Below are 16,836 nucleotides of genomic sequence, written 5' to 3'. Positions count from 1 at the left end.
TTTTCGCCAATTGTCACCATAGGAGGACGAAAGCTATGAAACATGCGATTATCTCAGAAGTATTTGATCAGCCGGAAACGCTGCTCAATCGAACGGTCGATTTGAAACGAGAAGGTTACGCCGAAGAGGACATGTACGTCCTCGTCAAACGAGCTGACGTCGCGGACGTGGTTCGACGCCAGTCGAAGTTATATGTGCTCGTCACCGACGAACCGGGTACGGTCGCCTCACTCGTCACATCGAGCGAGCGACCGATTGAACGCTGGATCGGCAGCATGCGGCTCACGAAGGAGCAACAGGATCGCTTCACGCAGGAAATCGAGCAGGGACGACTCTTCTTGTACGTCGATGCCGACCGTGGCGACCAATCGTTTAAGGTCGACCGTCCAAAAATGAAATTAGAACCGGAGACGGAAGAACAGACGCTTGCCTTGCACGAGGAGCGCTTGACCGTCGAGAAACAAGCAGTACAAACGGGTGAAGTCGTCATCAATCGCTACATCATAGAAACCAATCAAGAGATAGAGGTTCCGGTCTTAAGAGAACAAGTTCATGTAGAGAGGAAAGCCGGTTCAGAGGATGTGCTCGAGGACTACGACTTTAATCGGTCGGGATTTCGTACGATTGACGAAGGGGATCATCTCCGAATTCAAGTCATCGAAGAACGGGCGTTCGTCGTGAAGCGACCTGTCGTCGTCGAAGAAATTGTTGTTCGGAAGCGTGTGACGGAAGAGATTGAGACATTGACCGAAACGCTCCGTAAAGAAGAACTCAAAGTGAGGGAAGTCGGGCAAGCCGATGTGACCATTGATAACCAGACAACCCAAAAGGATGAGGAACGATGAACAAAAGTCGATTTGTAGGCACTTATCAGAATGAGGCGGCTCTCGTCGCTAAAATCAACCAATTGACCGAACGAGGCTATGAGGAGCGCGATTTATATGTCGTCGCGCGAGACAAAGATGACATCTCGCTCGTCAAACGTAAGACCGATGCGAAAGTGGAAGAAGCGAGCGCGAACTGGATGCAAAAGTTCGCAGGTGTGACCGAAGGCGAACAGGAAGTGAAGCGGGTATTGCTTGACCTCGGTTTTGCTGACGACGACGTCAACCGCGCTTATGGCGATATTTTGAACGGAGGCTACGCTTTGATTCTCGATGAACCGGACACAGGATTCAATGACGGGAACACTCTGGCGTTCGAAGGGCACGAAGCGAATGGGGCGTTTGGTGATAATCCGGAAAATGAACAGAAAGATTGATTGAAACCGTCTCGATGAGAGGCGGTTTTTTTGATTGTAAAATGTGATGAAAAAAAGAAATAAAAAGTTTTATGCAAACGATTGCATTCTCGTTTCAGTTGTGTAAAATGAAAGGTGAGATTAAATACAGCGCTTTCATAGACAAACGGTTGCATAAACTAGTTGTCCGACGAAGGTAGCCTTGTAGAGAAAAAGGAGTGGCAGACAGATGAAACGATTGTTTGCAGTCGATGAATGGAAAGTAACAGAGGAAGGTCTTCACCCGAAAGAGAACCGCCTTGCAGAATCCATCACATCGCTCGGGAACGGGCATATGGGGATGCGAGGAAACTTTGAGGAAGATTACTCGAATGATACGCACCAAGGATTCTACGTGGCGGGCGTCTACTATCCGGATAAAACACGTGTCGGTTGGTGGAAGAACGGATACCCTGAATACTTTGCCAAAGTGTTGAATGCGACAAACGTCATCGGTCTCCGCGTGGTCATCAATGGGACACCGGTCGACTTGGCGAAATGGGAAGTGAAAGATTTCACCCGTGAGCTCGATATGCAACGTGGTGTTCTCACACGGACGTTCACCTTGATGAACGGGACAGAAGAGACGAAAGTGGAAGTCGTCCGCTTCTTCTCAATCGTAGATAAAGAAGTCTTGGCCATTCGTTACAACGTCACACCAGTCAACTACGAAGCAAAAATTGAGTTCACGCCATATTTAGATGGTGATGTCGTCAACGAAGACTCGAACTACGATGAGAAGTTCTGGCTTCCGGTCGACCGTGGTGTGGAAGAGCGTTTCGCTTTCGTTACGACGAAGACGAAGAAACTCGACTGGCATGTCACGGCATCGATGATCGCGGACGTCGAAGGCGCTCGTTGTGAAGTGCTTGAAGCGACAGATTTGTTCGTTGCCAATAAATTCACGGTCAACGCAGCTGCTGGTGAGACAGCGACAGCCTACAAATATGTGTCGGTCGTCACGAACCGCGACCACGAGATTGAAGCATTGCAGTCAGCTGGGATGACACGTGTCGAAGCGGCGTTCGAAAAAGGATTTGAGACACTTCTCGCTGAACAGACGGAAGCATGGCTCGCACGCTGGGAAGATGCGGATGTTCGTATCGATGGAGACATCGAAGCTCAACAAGGAATCCGTTTCAACATCTTCAACATGTATCAAACATATACAGGTGAAGACTCACGTCTTAACATCGGTCCAAAAGGATTCACAGGTGAGAAGTACGGCGGTGCGACGTATTGGGATACTGAAGCCTACTGCCTGCACTTCTATTTGGCGACAGCCAAACCAGAAGTCTCATGGAACTTGCTCAAGTACCGTCACAACCAATTGCCACAGGCGAAAGAGAATGCTGTGAAGAATGTCGGTATGGAAGGCGCGCTTTATCCGATGGTCACGATGAATGGGGAAGAGTGCCACAACGAGTGGGAAATCACGCATGAAGAGATTCACCGTAACGGTGCGATTGCCCATGCGATCTTCAACTACACGAACTTCACAGGCGACAAGTCGTACCTTGGACAATACGGATTGGAAGTATTGGTCGAGATCTCGCGTTACTGGGCTAGCCGCGTCAACTTTGTCCCGCACAAAGACGTGTATATGATCCTAGGCGTCACAGGTCCGAACGAATATGACAACAACGTCAACAACAACTGGTATACGAACTTGATCGCCGCATGGACGCTCGAATATACTCAAGAAGTGTACAACTACTTGAAAGAGGCAGAACCTGCACGTCTCGAAGAGCTCGTATCGACACTCGGCATCACGGATGCTGAACTTGCGAAGTGGGCAGACATCCAAACGAAGATGTACTATCCAAAAGATGATCTCGTTCCAGATGTGTTCATGCAACAGGACGGATTCATGGATAAAGAGCAGATTTTGGTGAAAGACCTCGATCCGAAACATCTTCCACTCAACCAAAACTGGTCATGGGATCGCATCCTTCGCTCGAACTTTATCAAACAAGCTGACGTCCTCCAAGGACTCTATACGTTCGGTGACCGCTTCACGGTCGAACAGAAACGTGCAAACTTTGACTTCTACGAGCCACGCACGGTTCACGAATCGAGCTTGTCACCATGTGTCTACTCGATTATTGCGGCAGAAGTCGGTTATGAAGACAAAGCGGTCGAATTGTACCAACGTTCGGCGCGCCTTGACCTCGACAACTATAACAATGACACGGAAGACGGATTGCACATCACGTCGATGGTCGGTTCGTGGATGTCCATCGTTCATGGATTCGCCGGAATGCGCATTCAAGAGGATAACCTCTCGTTCAGCCCGATGATTCCGAAAGATTGGAACGGTTACTCGTTCAACATGCTCTGGCGCGGCCATCACTTGACGGTCACATCATCACGTGAACAAGTGACAATCAAGCAAACAAGTGGTACAGATGTGACCATCCATGTATATGGAAATGCAGTGACAGTTCCTGCAAACGAGTCGATTACAATTGAAACAGTGAAAGCGTGACCAATCGTTTCATACGAACAAGCCGACCTCGGTCGGCTTGTTTTTGTGTGAAAAACTTATCGGATTTCCTGCATATTTGCTGTATGCAGCATGAATAATCTATGTTATCTTGATTCTTAGCTATTTTGAGAAAGGGGAGTTGAAGCTTGACGGAAGCCGTTAAAGAACATACACGAATCGGGGTTGTCTCGATCATCGGAGGATTGTTCGTTGCCTTATCCATGACATTATTTTTAATTCCAGCTGGCGTCTATTCGACAGGATTTACGGGTCTTGCCCAAATCTTGACGAAATTGTTAGAGGGTACACCGCTTGAACTAGGGGAAGGACTCTGGTTCTTTATTCTGAACGCACCACTGCTCGTCGTCAGTTATTTTATGCTCGGGCGGAACATGATGATCCATACGCTGGTCAGTGTCGCCTCGGTCACGTTGTTCATTCGTTTGCTTCCGCAATCGCAGCTTCTCTCGGACGATCCACTTTTGAACGCTGTATTTGGCGGTGTGCTCTTGGCAATCGGCTCGGGAATCACGATTCGGTATGGAGCCTCGACGGGTGGCTTTGATATTGTCGCATTGATTTTGGCGAAATTCACGAACAACTCGGTTGGGGTCTATCTCTTCTTGATGAACATGATGATCGCCCTCGCAGCAGGTGCCTTGTTCGGATGGCCGACAGCGCTTTATACGATCGTCTTCTTGTATGTGACGTCAAAAGTCATCGATGAGATTTACACGAATACACAGCGTCAAACGCTCTTCATCGTGACGAATCACCCGGACGAGGTGACAAAGGAACTACATCAACACGTGTTCCGCGGGATCACGCTCATGCCGGCAATCGGGACGTACTCGAAAGTCGAGAAGGCGACGCTCATGATGGTTGCGCAACGACACGAAGTGCGTGAGATTACGCGAATCTGTAAAGATGCAGACCCATCGGTTTGGATCAATATCTTGCCGACAGAGGACGTCGAAGGGACGTTCCGTCGCTAAACATGAATGAATCACAAAAAGCACCGACTTAGAAAAGTCGGTGCTTTCGTTATGCCTTAATGCCAAGTCGCTCTTCTAAGAAGAGGGCAATCCCGTCATCCATATTTGAAGCCGTCACTTCGTTGGCTACATTCTTCAATTGGTCGATGGCGTTCCCCATCGCGACACCGGTACCGACATAGTCGAGCATCTCGAGGTCGTTCTCTTCGTCACCGAAGGCGATAATGTGCTTCCGGTCAATGTTCAAGTGCTTCGAGACCTCTTGAAGCCCAAGTGCCTTCGATGTGTTTTTGCTCATGACTTCAATCATATGTTCGGGCATACGCCACTGACGGTTCAATACCGCCTCCGCATGAATGTCATCGAGTTGGGAGCGGACGTGCGCGACGTGATCTTTTGTCGCATGAATCAATAGGGACGTCGGCTCGTCCTGCAAATGCGTCAACAAGTTACCTGATGTGACGCTGAGCGCACGTTCTGCATATGGACTATAGAACTCTTGCGGGTCCTTTTGGAAGTACACGTGGTCCGTCACTTCGACAACGATATTGTGTGCTTTCGTATCCGCTACTTCTTCAATGATGTTATGGGCGGTCTTGAGCGGAATCGGTCGGTGTGTCACCGCATAATTCGCATCTTTCGGGTGATGTACGAGCGCACCGTTGAAGTTGACGAGTGGTGTCGTCAATCCCATTTGCTCATAGTACATGATTGAATGGCGCTTTGGACGTCCTGTGGCGATCATGACTTCATGACCAGCTTCACGCGCCGCTTGAAGAGCGCGGAGGTTTCGTTCGCTGATTGTTTTATCATCTCTTAATAACGTTCCATCTAAATCGACTGCGATTAAATAACGTGACATCAGTCATCCTCTTTTCTTCACAATGATGTTTCTACGACCGTATCACATTTTTCGATTCGACGGAAAGAATATACAATCGAAGTCGCATATTCTATTCGAACAATGCTATACTAATGTCGTATGAATTTTTACGAATCATCTGTGAGATGGAGGGGACGTTCAATGCGTTATTTAGTGACATTGATCTGGGCGATTGTGCTCTCGAATACAGCGGTATTTATCATTTCTGCCGTTGATGGTGTAGAGTTCAACGCGATGCTCGCGACAGGATTTGGCGTGGCCATCACAATCTTCGTTGCACTTCTCGATGTCTTGAATCAAGACATGGGAATCAGCGACGTTGCACAAGAGAAGTAAGCCGTCTACAATCAAACTGACTCGTGCATGAGTCAGTCTTTTTTCTTTATCCAACATAGAGGAGGATCACACATATGAAAAACCCTGAAAAACGCGCGAATTTTATCACGTTCGCCATTATCGGTGCGATTATCGTCATCGGAATCGGTTTGTTGTACTTTTTAAATGGAAACAATACTGACGATGGTGTCAACGCCGTCACAGCAGATGAATTGCAACAACAATTAGACCAAGATGGTGAAGTCGTCGCTTACTTCTGGCAAACGGGCTGCGAATACTGTGAGCAAGTGAAGCCTTATGTCGAACCCCTCATCGAAGAATATGATGCGGTCTCCATCAACTTGGCTGACCATAACGTATGGACGACGTATGGGATTGAAGGTACGCCGACTATCATCCGATTTGAAGATGGAAAAGAGGTCGGTCGCATTGAAGGAGCGGTCTCTGAACAACAATATGAGACGTTCTTTAAAAATGAGGAGGCCAAAGAGGAATGAAGCGTCGTTTCTACCAAACGTTATTTGAGCTGAACGCCTCGCCTTGGATCGCCACACGCCTCAAGCGTTTCGCAGAATCAGATGTGAGTCGTCACTTGATTCCATCGTTTGCAAAAGTATATGACATTGCGGTAGAAGAGGCAGAGCAACCGCTTGCTGCCTATCCATCATTGCATGCGTTCTTTACCCGTCACTTGAAGCCTGGAGCACGTACGATTGATGAGTCGTCTGATACTCTCGTATCACCGTGTGATGGAAAGCTATCGGTCATCGAATCGATTTCAGAAGACAGTCGTTTCGAGGTGAAAGGTCAGTCGTATACGCTTGCGGAGTTACTCGGTTCTCAACAAGAAGCAAGACGTTATGCAGGTGGGACAGTCGTCGTTCTCTACCTCAGTCCGCGCGATTATCACCGCGTCCACACACCGCTCTCTGGTCGTGTGCTCAGTCACTATGAGCTCGGGGACCGTTCGGCACCGGTAAATGAAATCGGATTGACGGAGACGGTTCGACCGCTCTCACGCAACTACCGTCGCGTGACGCGCTTTGACAGCCCAGCCGGAACGTACGAACATATCATGGTCGGTGCCTTGAACGTCAACACGATTGAGTGGACGCTCGAAGGAAACCAGGCGGGCAAAGGAGAAGAGGTGGGATACTTCTCGTTCGGTTCGACCGTCGTTCTTTGTTTTGAGAAGGATACGATTCAAATGGACCGTGAAAAGATCGGTCCGGTTCGACTCGGTGAAGTCATCGGGACAATCAAATCCAACTAATTTTGTGTCAATTTTCTTCCGACCGAACGATAGACTAGTCGTTTGGTCGGTTTTCGTTTACCATAGAAGGGATATCAATACTTGTATAAGTAGTTGAATCGTTTAGCTAATTGGAGGAATTTTACGTGTTTAATCGACTTTATCCGAAACAGTTCGTCGCGTCTGTGTTTGACATCGACCTACAAGAATTGAAAGACCGTGGGGTGCGCGTCATTTTGACGGACCTTGATAATACACTCGTGGCGTGGGACGTCCCACATGCGCCAGAGCTTTTATTGATGTGGCTTGAAAAAGTGAAATCATACGGTTTCGATGTGATTGTCGTATCAAATAATAACGAGAATCGTGTACGAACATTTACGGAGCCGCTCGGCCTTCATTATGTCGCTCGTGCTAGAAAACCATTACCATCTGGATTTAAAGCGGCACTCTCGAAATATGGGTACTCGCCGAAGGAAGCCATCTTCTTAGGGGACCAGCTGTTCACAGACGTTCTCGGGGCAAACATGGCGGGCATTCATGTCATTCATGTGCAACCGGTCGTCAAAACGGACGGACTCGTCACGAAATTTAACCGGATGCTCGAAAAAGTGGTCTTCGCCCATATGAAGCGTCGTGGGAAGTATGTATTGATCACGAAAAAAGTGGAAGAACTTGCCGTTGACGCACAACGGGCAAAAGTCGCGGTCGCTGAAAAAATCGGTGAGGCCATGCATCCACGTTCCGAAGATTCACATAAAAAAGATGAATAAGACCTCGAACGCACAGGAAGAAGGAGGCTGCCCATGTACGGCGAGCAAGGCGTCGGAATTAACGCTTCAGGAGTAGCAGCGAGGTGCTACGGTGAATGAAGAAGGGGAAACCTGAACGGCAGTAAGTATAACTATGGAAGAAACAAAACGATATTGCGCTGGGTGCGGCGTAGCCATCCAAACGGAAGACCCGAACGGGGTCGGCTATGCACCAAAATCGGCACTTGACCGTGAGATTGTCATTTGCCAACGTTGCTTCAAATTGAAGCACTATAACCAAGTTCAAGATGTGGAGTTATCAGATGATGACTTCTTGCGCATCTTGAACGGTATCAGTTCAAAAGAAGCACTCGTTATCAAAATCGTCGACATTTTCGACTTCAATGGCAGTTGGCTTCCGGGTCTTCAACGCTCAGTCGGGTCGAACCCGGTACTGTTAGTCGGAAACAAGGTCGACTTGTTACCGAAGTCGGTCAACCCGAACCGGATGGCGAACTGGATGAAGGCAGAGGCAAAAGAACTCGGCTTGAACCCAATCGACGTTCATTTGATCAGTGCGAAAAAAGGACATGGCATCGATGAACTCGCTGAAAAGATTGAGTACTACCGCAAAGGCAAAGACGTCTTTGTCGTCGGTTGTACGAATGTCGGGAAGTCGACACTCATCAACCAGGTGATCAAACGTTTCGGTGAAGAGGATGAAGCCATCATCACCGTCAGTCATTTCCCGGGAACGACGCTTGACTTGATCGACATTCCGCTCGACGATGATGCGAACTTGTACGACACACCAGGAATCATCAACCGTCATCAAATGGCACACTATGTCGATGCGAAAGATTTGAAGACGATCACACCGAAGAAAGAAATCAAGCCGCACGTGTTCCAGTTGAATCCGCAACAGACGCTCTATTTCGGCGGATTGGCACGTTTAGATTATCTTGAAGGAAATAAGCGATCGTTCGTCATTTATATGTCGAATGAATTGAAAGCACACCGTACGAAACTCGAACGTGCCGATGAGCTCTATGACCAACATATTGGGAAGATGCTCAACCCGCCGAATGAGAAGACACTCGAAATCTTACCGCCACTCGTCCGTCATGAGTTCAGCTTACGAGACGGCGTGAAAACGGATATCGTGTTCAGTGGTCTCGGTTGGGTCGCGATTCACGGAAAAGGTGGTCGTATCGCAGCATGGGCTCCAAAAGGCGTCGCAGTCACACTTCGCGAGGCGCTCGTATGAATCTGGCCGTCATCGGTCACCCGATTGCTCATTCGCTCTCTCCCCAACTGCACGAGCAGTGGTTGAGGGCGTCTGGGCTTTTCGGGCGTTATGAGGCCATCGATGCCACACCAGATCAACTCCCAGCCTTATTTGCGGCAATGCGAGAAGGGGACTGGGATGGATTCAATGTCACGATTCCCTATAAAGAGGTGGTCGTTCGGTATCTCGATGACCTTGACGAAGCGGCGAAACATGCTGGAGCCGTCAATACGGTGTATAAACGAGACGGGCGACTTATCGGGACGAATACGGACGGGGCAGGTCTTGTCCAAGCGCTGATGCCATACACAGACTTTACAGGGCGTGTCCTGATTGTCGGTGCCGGAGGAGCGGCTCGTGGGATTGTCCAAGCTCTCCCGACGCGTGACGTGACGATTGTCAATCGAACGGTGGAACGGGCAAAAGCGCTCGCCGACACGTTCGGAGTCGTCTACACGACGTTTGATGAGATGGACGTCTCTCGATATGATGTCATCATTCAGACCACTTCTGTCGGGATGGACGAGAGATCGACACCACTTTCATTAGAAGGATTACGACAAAACACGGTCGTTTGTGATATCATATATCGTCCACTTGTCACCCCGATGCTTCAAGAAGCGAAACGTCGCGGAGCCAAAGTTGTGACAGGTGTAGCCATGTTCGTCGGGCAGGGCGCGCTCTCGTTCGAGAAATGGACGGGCGTGAAACCGGACGAAACCGTTGGGAAAAAGTTAATCGAAGGATTATTGGAGGAATAATATACTATGTTATCAGGTAAACAAAAACGCTTTTTACGCGCAGAAGCGCACCATCTTTCACCGATCTATCAAGTTGGGAAAAATGGAGTCAGCGAAGCGATGTGTAAAGATATCGCGGACGCACTCGAAAAACGTGAATTGATTAAGGTCCAAGTACTTCAAAACTGCATGGACACGCCGAAAGATGTCGCTGGCGAGTTAGCTGAAGGCACACAGGCTGAAGTCGTTCAAGTGATTGGAAAAGTCATCGTCTTGTACAAAGAGGCGACCGAGAAAGAAAATCGCCAAATCAAACTCCCATGAGCCGGATCGGCTTGATGGGCGGAACGTTCGACCCGCCGCATCTCGGACATCTGTTAATCGCGGAACAAGCGCGTGAACAGCTTGAACTTGATGAGGTGTGGTTCCTGCCGGCTGCGATTCCACCTCATAAGGTCGGGTTCAGCTCGGCAGACCACCGAATCGAGATGACGCGACGCGCCATACAAAATCAGTCCGACTTCAAGTTGAACTTGATTGAGTTTGAACGGAGTGAGCCGTCTTATACGGTCGAGACGATGAAACGGCTGATCGAACAGTATCCGAATGATGAATTCTACTTTTTGATTGGTGCCGATTCACTCGTTTCGCTCGAATCCTGGTATGACTATGAGACGCTCATCCGTCTTGTCACGTTCGGTGCGGTCGCACGGCCGGGGACACGTTATTTGATTCCGGAGAAGGCAGACGTCCGCGCGATTGACATGCCGCAACTCGAAATCTCATCGACGGACATCCGGGAACGGGCGAAACGAGGCAAATCCATCAAATATCTTGTCCCGACGCCAGTCGAGGAGTATGTGAAGGAGCATAAGTTGTATGACGTTTGAAGAAGCGCACGAGTTGATTAAACAGACGCTGCCAGAAAAACGCTATATCCATACGCTCGGTGTCGTCGAGACGGCGGAACGCATGGCGGTTCAATTCGGTGAAGAGGTCGAACATGCTCGTATTGCTGCCATGCTTCATGATTATGCGAAGTACTTTGACGTCGAAGAAATGCGTCGAGTCGTCGTGGAAGAAGGGTTAGACCCGAATCTACTTGAGTACGGGGACGAACTACTTCATGCGCCGGTCGGTGCGATTTTACTTTCCCGTCAATACGACCTGGATGACGCGGTGCTCTCGGCGATTCGGAATCATACGACGGGAGAGCCCGGGATGTCTCGGCTCGACCAAATTCTGTTCGTGGCTGATGCCATCGAACCGAATCGGGATTATCCCGGCGTCGACCGGTTGCGGGCAGAAGTGGAGCGTTCGCTCGAAGCGGCGGTTGTCGCGACACTGAAACAAACGATTGAATTTTTATTGAAGAAGTCGGTGCGTATTTTTCCACTGACGATTGAAACGTATAACGATTTTGTGAATATACCTTAGGAGGGTCAATATGACTGCAAGAGAAGAATTAGAATTGATTGTTAAAGCGGCTGACGATAAACGTGCCGAGGAAATCGTTGTACTCGACATGGAAGGGATTTCGCCAATCGCGGATTACTTCGTTATCTGTCACGGGAACTCGGAGAAGCAAGTCGAAGCGATCGCACGTGAAATCAAAGACGTTGCTGGCGAAAACGGCTTACCACTCCACAAGTTCGAAGGAATGGACACGGCACGTTGGGTCCTCGCTGACCTCGAGAACGTCGTCGTCCACATCTTCCATCGTGATGACCGTGATTACTACAACCTAGAGAAATTGTGGGCTGACGCGCCACACGTCGAAGTGGAAGTCGGCTAATGGCTTACGAAGGATTCGCCTATGTATACGACGAGTTGATGAAAGACGCGCCGTATGATGAGTGGGTCGCTTTCGTGCGTCGTCACGTCCAAGATGGCGCGACACTCGCGGATGTCGGGTGCGGGACCGGGTCGGCGACGATTCGCCTCGCTGAACATTACGATGTCATGGGGATCGACTTATCCGAGTCAATGCTCGAAGTCGCACAAGAAAAGGCGCTCGAGGTCGAAATCGAGTTGCCGCTTTGGGAACAAGATATGCGTGAGTTGGAGTTACCGGAACCGGTCGATGCGGTGACGATTCTCTGCGACTCCCTTTGCTATTTGCGAGACGAGGCGGACGTGATTGATACGTTTGAATCTGTCTACAATCAACTCAAACCAGGCGGCTTGTTCATCTTTGATGTCCATGCTCCGAACAAGATGCAGACGCTCTTCAACCAAAAGACGTATGCGTCAAACGGAGAAGATTGCTCATATATTTGGTTTGCCGACCCGGGAGAAGCCCCGCTGTCAGTCGTTCATGACTTAACATTCTTCGTCGCGCTTGAAGATGGGACGTATGAACGGATCGAGGAGACGCATGAACAACGGACATATGAACCAGGGCAGTATATGCAATGGTTGATTGGTGCCGGATTCCACGTCAAATCGGTCACATCAGATTTCACCGAACGTGCACCAGGAGCGGATGCGGAGCGCATCTTCTTCGTAGCCCAAAAATAAGGAAGACCTCATCGTAGATTAGCGATGGGGTCTTCATCTATATCAGGAGTTTAATGCCCGATTTATAAATTCAGCTTTAGCTTCAGTATATTTTTCTCTGTCCTCACGAAATTCAGTTGCTAATTGCTTTTTTAGAAGCCCGTACTCCTTCGCGAGTAAAGGAGATTCCCGTAACTTGTCTCGAAATTCAATCTGTTCTTCCCACCGTTTTTCTGTGCCTTTCATGAGATGCAAATGAGCAACTCGTTTATCATTTTTCACTTTCACAAAAAATCTGCGCCAGGGCTTTCCATCCAATTCTGGTGGTACATAGTGCCAACCGTATGCGGTTAAAGTATCAACAATCGCATTCATCATGTCAAACGATTCGATACGAATCATCACATCTATAATTGGTTTTGCAGGTAGACCGGGAACCGCTGTACTACCTATATGTTCTGCTCCTTTAATATCAAACTTTGAAAGTAAGTCGGACAACTCTCTTGTTTCACGTAGACCTTGAGCTTTCCATTGCACATTGGCATCTTCTATTTCGATTGCTTCATATGCCCAAATAGGAATATTTAATTGTTCAGGATTCTCTTCTTTCATTAGTTTAGTTCATTTCCTTGAAAGTATTCTCTGTGGGGAAGCTAATCTTGAAAAGAATAAAAGACCTCATCATAAGAGAATGTGAATAAGATCTTTTGGATGATCATGCTTCGTGGCTGAACTGCCACTGGACGCCGAACTGGTCTTCGAGCATGCCGTACGCCTTGCTCCAAAACGTCTCTTGAAGCGGCATCAAGACACGTCCGTTCACAGAGAGCGCCTCGAACTCACGATGGATGGCCTCGAGGTCGTCTGTGACGACAGCGAGCGTGACATTGTCCATTGTCCCCGAATGTGACCGGTCCGTCAGGCATCGCATCAGAAAACATGAGCGATGAGCCGTGAATCGATAGTCGGGTATGCAGCACGAGATTAGCCATTTCACTCGGCACCGGTTGACCGTCTGGACCAGGTTGGTCACCGAACGTCATGATGTCTGGAGCGGCGTGATTGAACACATCGGCATAGAAGTTCACGGCGTCTCGACAATTCCCATTAAAGTTGAGATACGGATTGATCGGCATAGCAAGTTCCTCCTCGAATTCATAATATTAATTATAGAACGTATGTTCGTTAATGGCAAGAGAGTCCAACTAAATTCAATTGTGTGGTTGAACATGATTGAGAGTTGGGAATAGAGCATATAGAGAACAAACTAGAAAGAAGGCGAAGCATTATGAAGCTCACGAAAGGACGTATCCTCGAATTTGGATTCGTCTTGTTCATGGCAATCATACTCGTCACATCTATCATTGAAGAATTATGGTTCGATGCGAGTGTGGCGGGGGCCGGAATCATTTCCGGGCTCATCCCGTTCTTCATTGAAAAGACGTTTAAAACAGAACTTGACGGCAAGATGAAGGTGGCGTATATCCTGTTCTTGTTTGCCTCCCAGTATTTAGGCTCGATTGTCGGACTATACGGGAATGGTTGGTGGGACACGTTCCTTCATCTCTTAAGCGGAATTTTTCTCGCATTCCTTGGATTCGACTTCTTCAGTAGGCTCGATGATGACATTTGGACCGAGATCCCGAAACGATTTTTGTTCGTATACATTGTCGTCTTTTCCATGGCTGGGGCGGCACTTTGGGAAATGTATGAATTCACATCTGACGTCGTCCTGAACACGACGATGCAAGGGAACGGGAATGACGATACGATGGTCGACATCATCGCGGGGTCCCTAGGCGGTATCTTGGCAGCATTTTTCGTCGTGACGCTCCATCAACGTGAAAAAGCCAAACAAAAGAGACATATGAAAAAAAGTTCGTGATTCACGAGCTTTTTATTTGTAATCATTCTAATCTTTAATTAATATCAAGATTGTAATGATTATAAATAATGGGAGGCAATCATATGGATCAACACCGTCAACTAACTACTAACCAAGGCGTACCAATCGGGGATAACGCCAACTCCATCACTGCGGGTCGTCGGGGCCCGACGCTTCTCGAAGACTACCAACTAATTGAGAAATTAGCGCATTTCGATCGTGAACGAGTACCAGAACGTGTCGTTCACGCGAGAGGCGCAGGGGCGCATGGTGTCTTCACTGTAAAAAATAGTATGAAACGCTATACGAAAGCCGCATTCTTGCAAGAAGAAGGGCAAGAGACGCCTGTGTTTGCGCGCTTCTCGACCGTCATCCACGGATTAGGTTCACCTGAGACGCTTCGTGACCCACGCGGTTTCGCCGTCAAGTTTTACACAGAAGAAGGGAACTATGATTTCGTCGGAAACAACTTACCGGTCTTCTTCATCCGTGACGCGATTAAATTCCCGGACGTGATTCACTCGCTCAAGCCGGACCCACAAACGAACCTTCAAGACCCGGACCGCTTCTTCGACTTCATGTCGCTCACACCTGAATCAACGAACATGCTCGTGCATCTCTTTAGTGACGAAGGCATTCCGGCATCGTATCGTCACATGCGCGGGTCATCCGTCCATTCCTTCAAGTGGGTGAATGAATTCGGCAACACGGTGTACATAAAGATGCGCTGGGTACCGAAGCAAGGGATTCAAAACTTGTCGATGGAAGAAGCGGCGAAAATCCAAGCAGAAGACTTCAACCATGCGACACGTGATCTGTTCAACGCCATTGAAAATGGAGACTATCCGGAATGGGATCTATATGTACAGATTCTCGACCCAGCGGACATGGACAACTTTGACTTCGACCCGCTTGATGCGACGAAAGATTGGTTCGAAGATGTCATCCCGTATCAATTGGTTGGAACGATGACCCTCAACAAAAATGTCGATAACTTCTTCGCCGAGACTGAGTCGGTCGGTTTCAACCCAGGCGTCCTCGTACCAGGGATCCAGCCGTCAGAAGACAAGATGCTCCAAGGACGACTCTTCTCGTATTCGGATACGCAGCGTTACCGCATCGGACCGAACTATCTCCAACTCCCAATCAACTGCCCGTTCGCTCAAGTCGCGAACAACCAGCGTGACGGGGCGATGCCGTTCAAGCAACAGACGAGCCCGGTCAACTACGAGCCGAACCGTTACGAAGACGCGCCGAAGCCAAATGCGGACTATATCGAGACGCCGCAACCGATCACAGGCGTAACGGGTCGTCAGAAGATTGAGAAGACGAACGACTTCGGACAAGCCGGAGAGGTGTATCGTCGCTATTCTCAGGAAGAGAAGGATGCGCTCGTTCGTAACCTCGTGGCGCATATCAAAAAAGTTCGTCACGAGAAGACCGTTCTCCTCTTGATCTGCAACTTCTATCGTGCGGACCGTGAACTCGGAGAGCGTCTCTCGAAAGAGTTGAACGTCGATCTCGCACCATTCTTGAATCAAATGTCGAACTAAACACGTAACCGCGGTCTTACACCGCGGTTTTTTGTATGATGAAAGGAAACATCAAAGTGAACACAAAAAAGCCCATGGCGACAATCATCTGTAGAATGCAGTTACCATAAACACATTCAGCCAAATGACTAGCCATGAGCTACACTTATTTGTATTTAGCGTCTTGTGAACTACTCACCACTTATTTGCTTCGCAAATTGAAGTGGGAGCTTCTTGGGAAGACCGTGCTCTTACCAGCCACGGTTATGGACCAAGCTCGTCGGGCAGTCCCTGCCCTGAATGGTTGTCAGTCGGCCAACATCAACAGGTTGATGCTCGCGTTGATGTCACGGTCATGATGCGCGCCACAGGCACACGTCCATTCACGGACATCCATCGCTTTCTTCTCGCCCTTTACTCCGCAAGTGGAACAGATTTGCGTCGATGCGAACCATTGGTCGGCCTTGATGAGCGTCCGTCCGTAGAACTTGCATTTGTATTCGAGTTGCCGGACGAACTCGTGCCAACTGACATCCCCGATGGACTTCGCGACCTTGTGGTTCTTCATCATGTCCTTCGATGTCAATGTCTCCACGACGATGACTTGGTTCTCGTCAACGATTCGTTTCGACAGTTTGTGAAGGAAATCTTTGCGTTGGTTGGCAATCTTTTCGTGTTTTTTAGCTAAAAGTAATTTGGCTTTTTCACGATTCTTGCTCCCAATCTTCTTTCGCGACAGCGCCCGCTGTGCCTTCTTGACCTTCGCTTCGGATTGTCGGAGAAAGCGAGGGTTGTCGATCTTCTCCGAGACCATCGCATCGTTCGTCATGACGGCGAAGTGTTTTAGACCGAGATCGATCCCGACCTTGTTCTCGGCTGGGATCCATGGTTCATCGTCCTGTTCGAC

At 48.8% G+C, this 16,836-nt stretch carries 20 protein-coding genes and 1 pseudogene; 17 read left to right on the top strand and 4 right to left on the bottom strand.

The window, feature by feature from the left end; translation table 11 throughout:
* Nucleotides 1-35: 35 nt before the first annotated feature.
* The 4 genes from KNO72_RS12995 (at nt 36) to KNO72_RS12980 (ending at nt 4,762) form a co-directional block, all read left to right on the top strand.
* Entirely contained in the window at nt 36-845 is an 810-nt protein-coding gene (locus KNO72_RS12995) for a YsnF/AvaK domain-containing protein (protein ID WP_214758421.1), read from the top strand.
* Nucleotides 842-1,261 (top strand): YflT domain-containing protein, encoded by a 420-nt coding sequence (locus tag KNO72_RS12990; protein ID WP_078146455.1) that lies wholly within the window; start codon nt 842-844, stop codon nt 1,259-1,261. Before KNO72_RS12995 ends, KNO72_RS12990 begins: the two co-directional genes overlap by 4 nt.
* 208 nt (nt 1,262-1,469) lie before the next feature.
* The gene (locus KNO72_RS12985; protein WP_214758419.1) at nt 1,470-3,767 is read left to right on the top strand and encodes a glycoside hydrolase family 65 protein; all 2,298 of its coding nucleotides are present in this window, start codon (nt 1,470-1,472) and stop codon (nt 3,765-3,767) included.
* A gap of 146 nt (nt 3,768-3,913) precedes the next feature.
* A complete protein-coding gene (locus KNO72_RS12980) occupies nt 3,914-4,762 on the top strand; it encodes a YitT family protein (protein WP_031421243.1) in 849 nt (282 codons plus the stop codon).
* A gap of 49 nt (nt 4,763-4,811) precedes the next feature.
* Here KNO72_RS12980 and KNO72_RS12975 read toward each other — a convergent pair whose 3' ends face one another.
* A complete protein-coding gene (locus KNO72_RS12975; protein WP_078146457.1) occupies nt 4,812-5,624 on the bottom strand; it encodes a Cof-type HAD-IIB family hydrolase in 813 nt (270 codons plus the stop codon).
* 162 nt (nt 5,625-5,786) lie between these two features.
* Between KNO72_RS12975 and KNO72_RS12970 the strand changes: the two genes are divergently transcribed.
* From KNO72_RS12970 to KNO72_RS12920, 11 genes are all read left to right on the top strand, one after another.
* The gene (locus KNO72_RS12970) at nt 5,787-5,981 is read left to right on the top strand and encodes a YjzD family protein (protein WP_074032676.1); all 195 of its coding nucleotides are present in this window, start codon (nt 5,787-5,789) and stop codon (nt 5,979-5,981) included.
* A gap of 74 nt (nt 5,982-6,055) precedes the next feature.
* Nucleotides 6,056-6,478, top strand: coding sequence for a thioredoxin family protein (locus KNO72_RS12965; RefSeq protein WP_031421245.1), 423 nt, complete (start codon nt 6,056-6,058; stop codon nt 6,476-6,478).
* Nucleotides 6,475-7,254, top strand: coding sequence for a phosphatidylserine decarboxylase (locus KNO72_RS12960; protein WP_078146458.1), 780 nt, complete (start codon nt 6,475-6,477; stop codon nt 7,252-7,254). Before KNO72_RS12965 ends, KNO72_RS12960 begins: the two co-directional genes overlap by 4 nt.
* Before the next feature lie 125 nt (nt 7,255-7,379).
* Entirely contained in the window at nt 7,380-8,006 is a 627-nt protein-coding gene (locus tag KNO72_RS12955; RefSeq protein WP_015880994.1) for a YqeG family HAD IIIA-type phosphatase, read from the top strand.
* A 133-nt stretch (nt 8,007-8,139) separates the two neighbouring features.
* Nucleotides 8,140-9,252, top strand: coding sequence for a ribosome biogenesis GTPase YqeH (gene yqeH / locus KNO72_RS12950; RefSeq protein ID WP_015880995.1), 1,113 nt, complete (start codon nt 8,140-8,142; stop codon nt 9,250-9,252).
* On the top strand, nt 9,249-10,034 hold the full coding sequence (gene aroE, locus KNO72_RS12945) for a shikimate dehydrogenase (protein ID WP_159561904.1): 786 nt from the start codon (nt 9,249-9,251) through the stop codon (nt 10,032-10,034). Before yqeH ends, aroE begins: the two co-directional genes overlap by 4 nt.
* A gap of 6 nt (nt 10,035-10,040) precedes the next feature.
* On the top strand, nt 10,041-10,337 hold the full coding sequence (yhbY, locus tag KNO72_RS12940) for a ribosome assembly RNA-binding protein YhbY (RefSeq protein ID WP_015880997.1): 297 nt from the start codon (nt 10,041-10,043) through the stop codon (nt 10,335-10,337).
* A complete protein-coding gene (locus tag KNO72_RS12935) occupies nt 10,334-10,903 on the top strand; it encodes a nicotinate-nucleotide adenylyltransferase (RefSeq protein ID WP_078146460.1) in 570 nt (189 codons plus the stop codon). Before yhbY ends, KNO72_RS12935 begins: the two co-directional genes overlap by 4 nt.
* Nucleotides 10,893-11,450 (top strand): bis(5'-nucleosyl)-tetraphosphatase (symmetrical) YqeK, encoded by a 558-nt coding sequence (yqeK, locus tag KNO72_RS12930; RefSeq protein ID WP_078146461.1) that lies wholly within the window; start codon nt 10,893-10,895, stop codon nt 11,448-11,450. The genes KNO72_RS12935 and yqeK overlap by 11 nt, the downstream gene beginning before the upstream one ends.
* Before the next feature lie 10 nt (nt 11,451-11,460).
* Nucleotides 11,461-11,808 carry a ribosome silencing factor gene (gene rsfS / locus KNO72_RS12925; protein ID WP_015881000.1) on the top strand — a complete coding sequence of 116 codons (348 nt, stop codon included), beginning with the start codon at nt 11,461-11,463 and terminating at the stop codon, nt 11,806-11,808.
* Nucleotides 11,808-12,533: a class I SAM-dependent DNA methyltransferase gene (locus KNO72_RS12920; RefSeq protein ID WP_078146462.1), complete on the top strand. Its 726-nt coding sequence runs from the start codon at nt 11,808-11,810 to the stop codon at nt 12,531-12,533. The genes rsfS and KNO72_RS12920 overlap by 1 nt, the downstream gene beginning before the upstream one ends.
* A gap of 42 nt (nt 12,534-12,575) precedes the next feature.
* On the opposite strand, the gene KNO72_RS12915 is transcribed toward KNO72_RS12920, so the two are convergent.
* On the bottom strand, nt 12,576-13,124 hold the full coding sequence (locus tag KNO72_RS12915) for a GrpB family protein (protein WP_074032686.1): 549 nt from the start codon (nt 13,122-13,124) through the stop codon (nt 12,576-12,578).
* 103 nt (nt 13,125-13,227) lie between these two features.
* Nucleotides 13,228-13,648, bottom strand: a pseudogene (locus KNO72_RS12910) (VOC family protein).
* A gap of 152 nt (nt 13,649-13,800) precedes the next feature.
* Between KNO72_RS12910 and KNO72_RS12905 the strand changes: the two are divergent.
* The gene (locus tag KNO72_RS12905; protein ID WP_214758417.1) at nt 13,801-14,397 is read left to right on the top strand and encodes a DUF2238 domain-containing protein; all 597 of its coding nucleotides are present in this window, start codon (nt 13,801-13,803) and stop codon (nt 14,395-14,397) included.
* Nucleotides 14,398-14,480: 83 nt separating this feature from the next.
* Nucleotides 14,481-15,950, top strand: a complete 1,470-nt coding sequence (locus tag KNO72_RS12900; RefSeq protein WP_214689314.1) for a catalase — start codon at nt 14,481-14,483, stop codon at nt 15,948-15,950.
* A gap of 286 nt (nt 15,951-16,236) precedes the next feature.
* On the opposite strand, the gene KNO72_RS12895 is transcribed toward KNO72_RS12900, so the two are convergent.
* The coding region (locus KNO72_RS12895; RefSeq protein WP_214758415.1) for an RNA-guided endonuclease TnpB family protein at nt 16,237-16,836 on the bottom strand (600 nt) is incomplete at its 5' end.

This window comes from Exiguobacterium sp. s123, from assembly GCF_018617075.1.
Lineage (GTDB): Bacteria > Bacillota > Bacilli > Exiguobacteriales > Exiguobacteriaceae > Exiguobacterium > Exiguobacterium profundum.
Note: the sequence above shows the minus strand (reverse complement) of the source record. Positions and strands in the feature narration are given on the sequence as shown.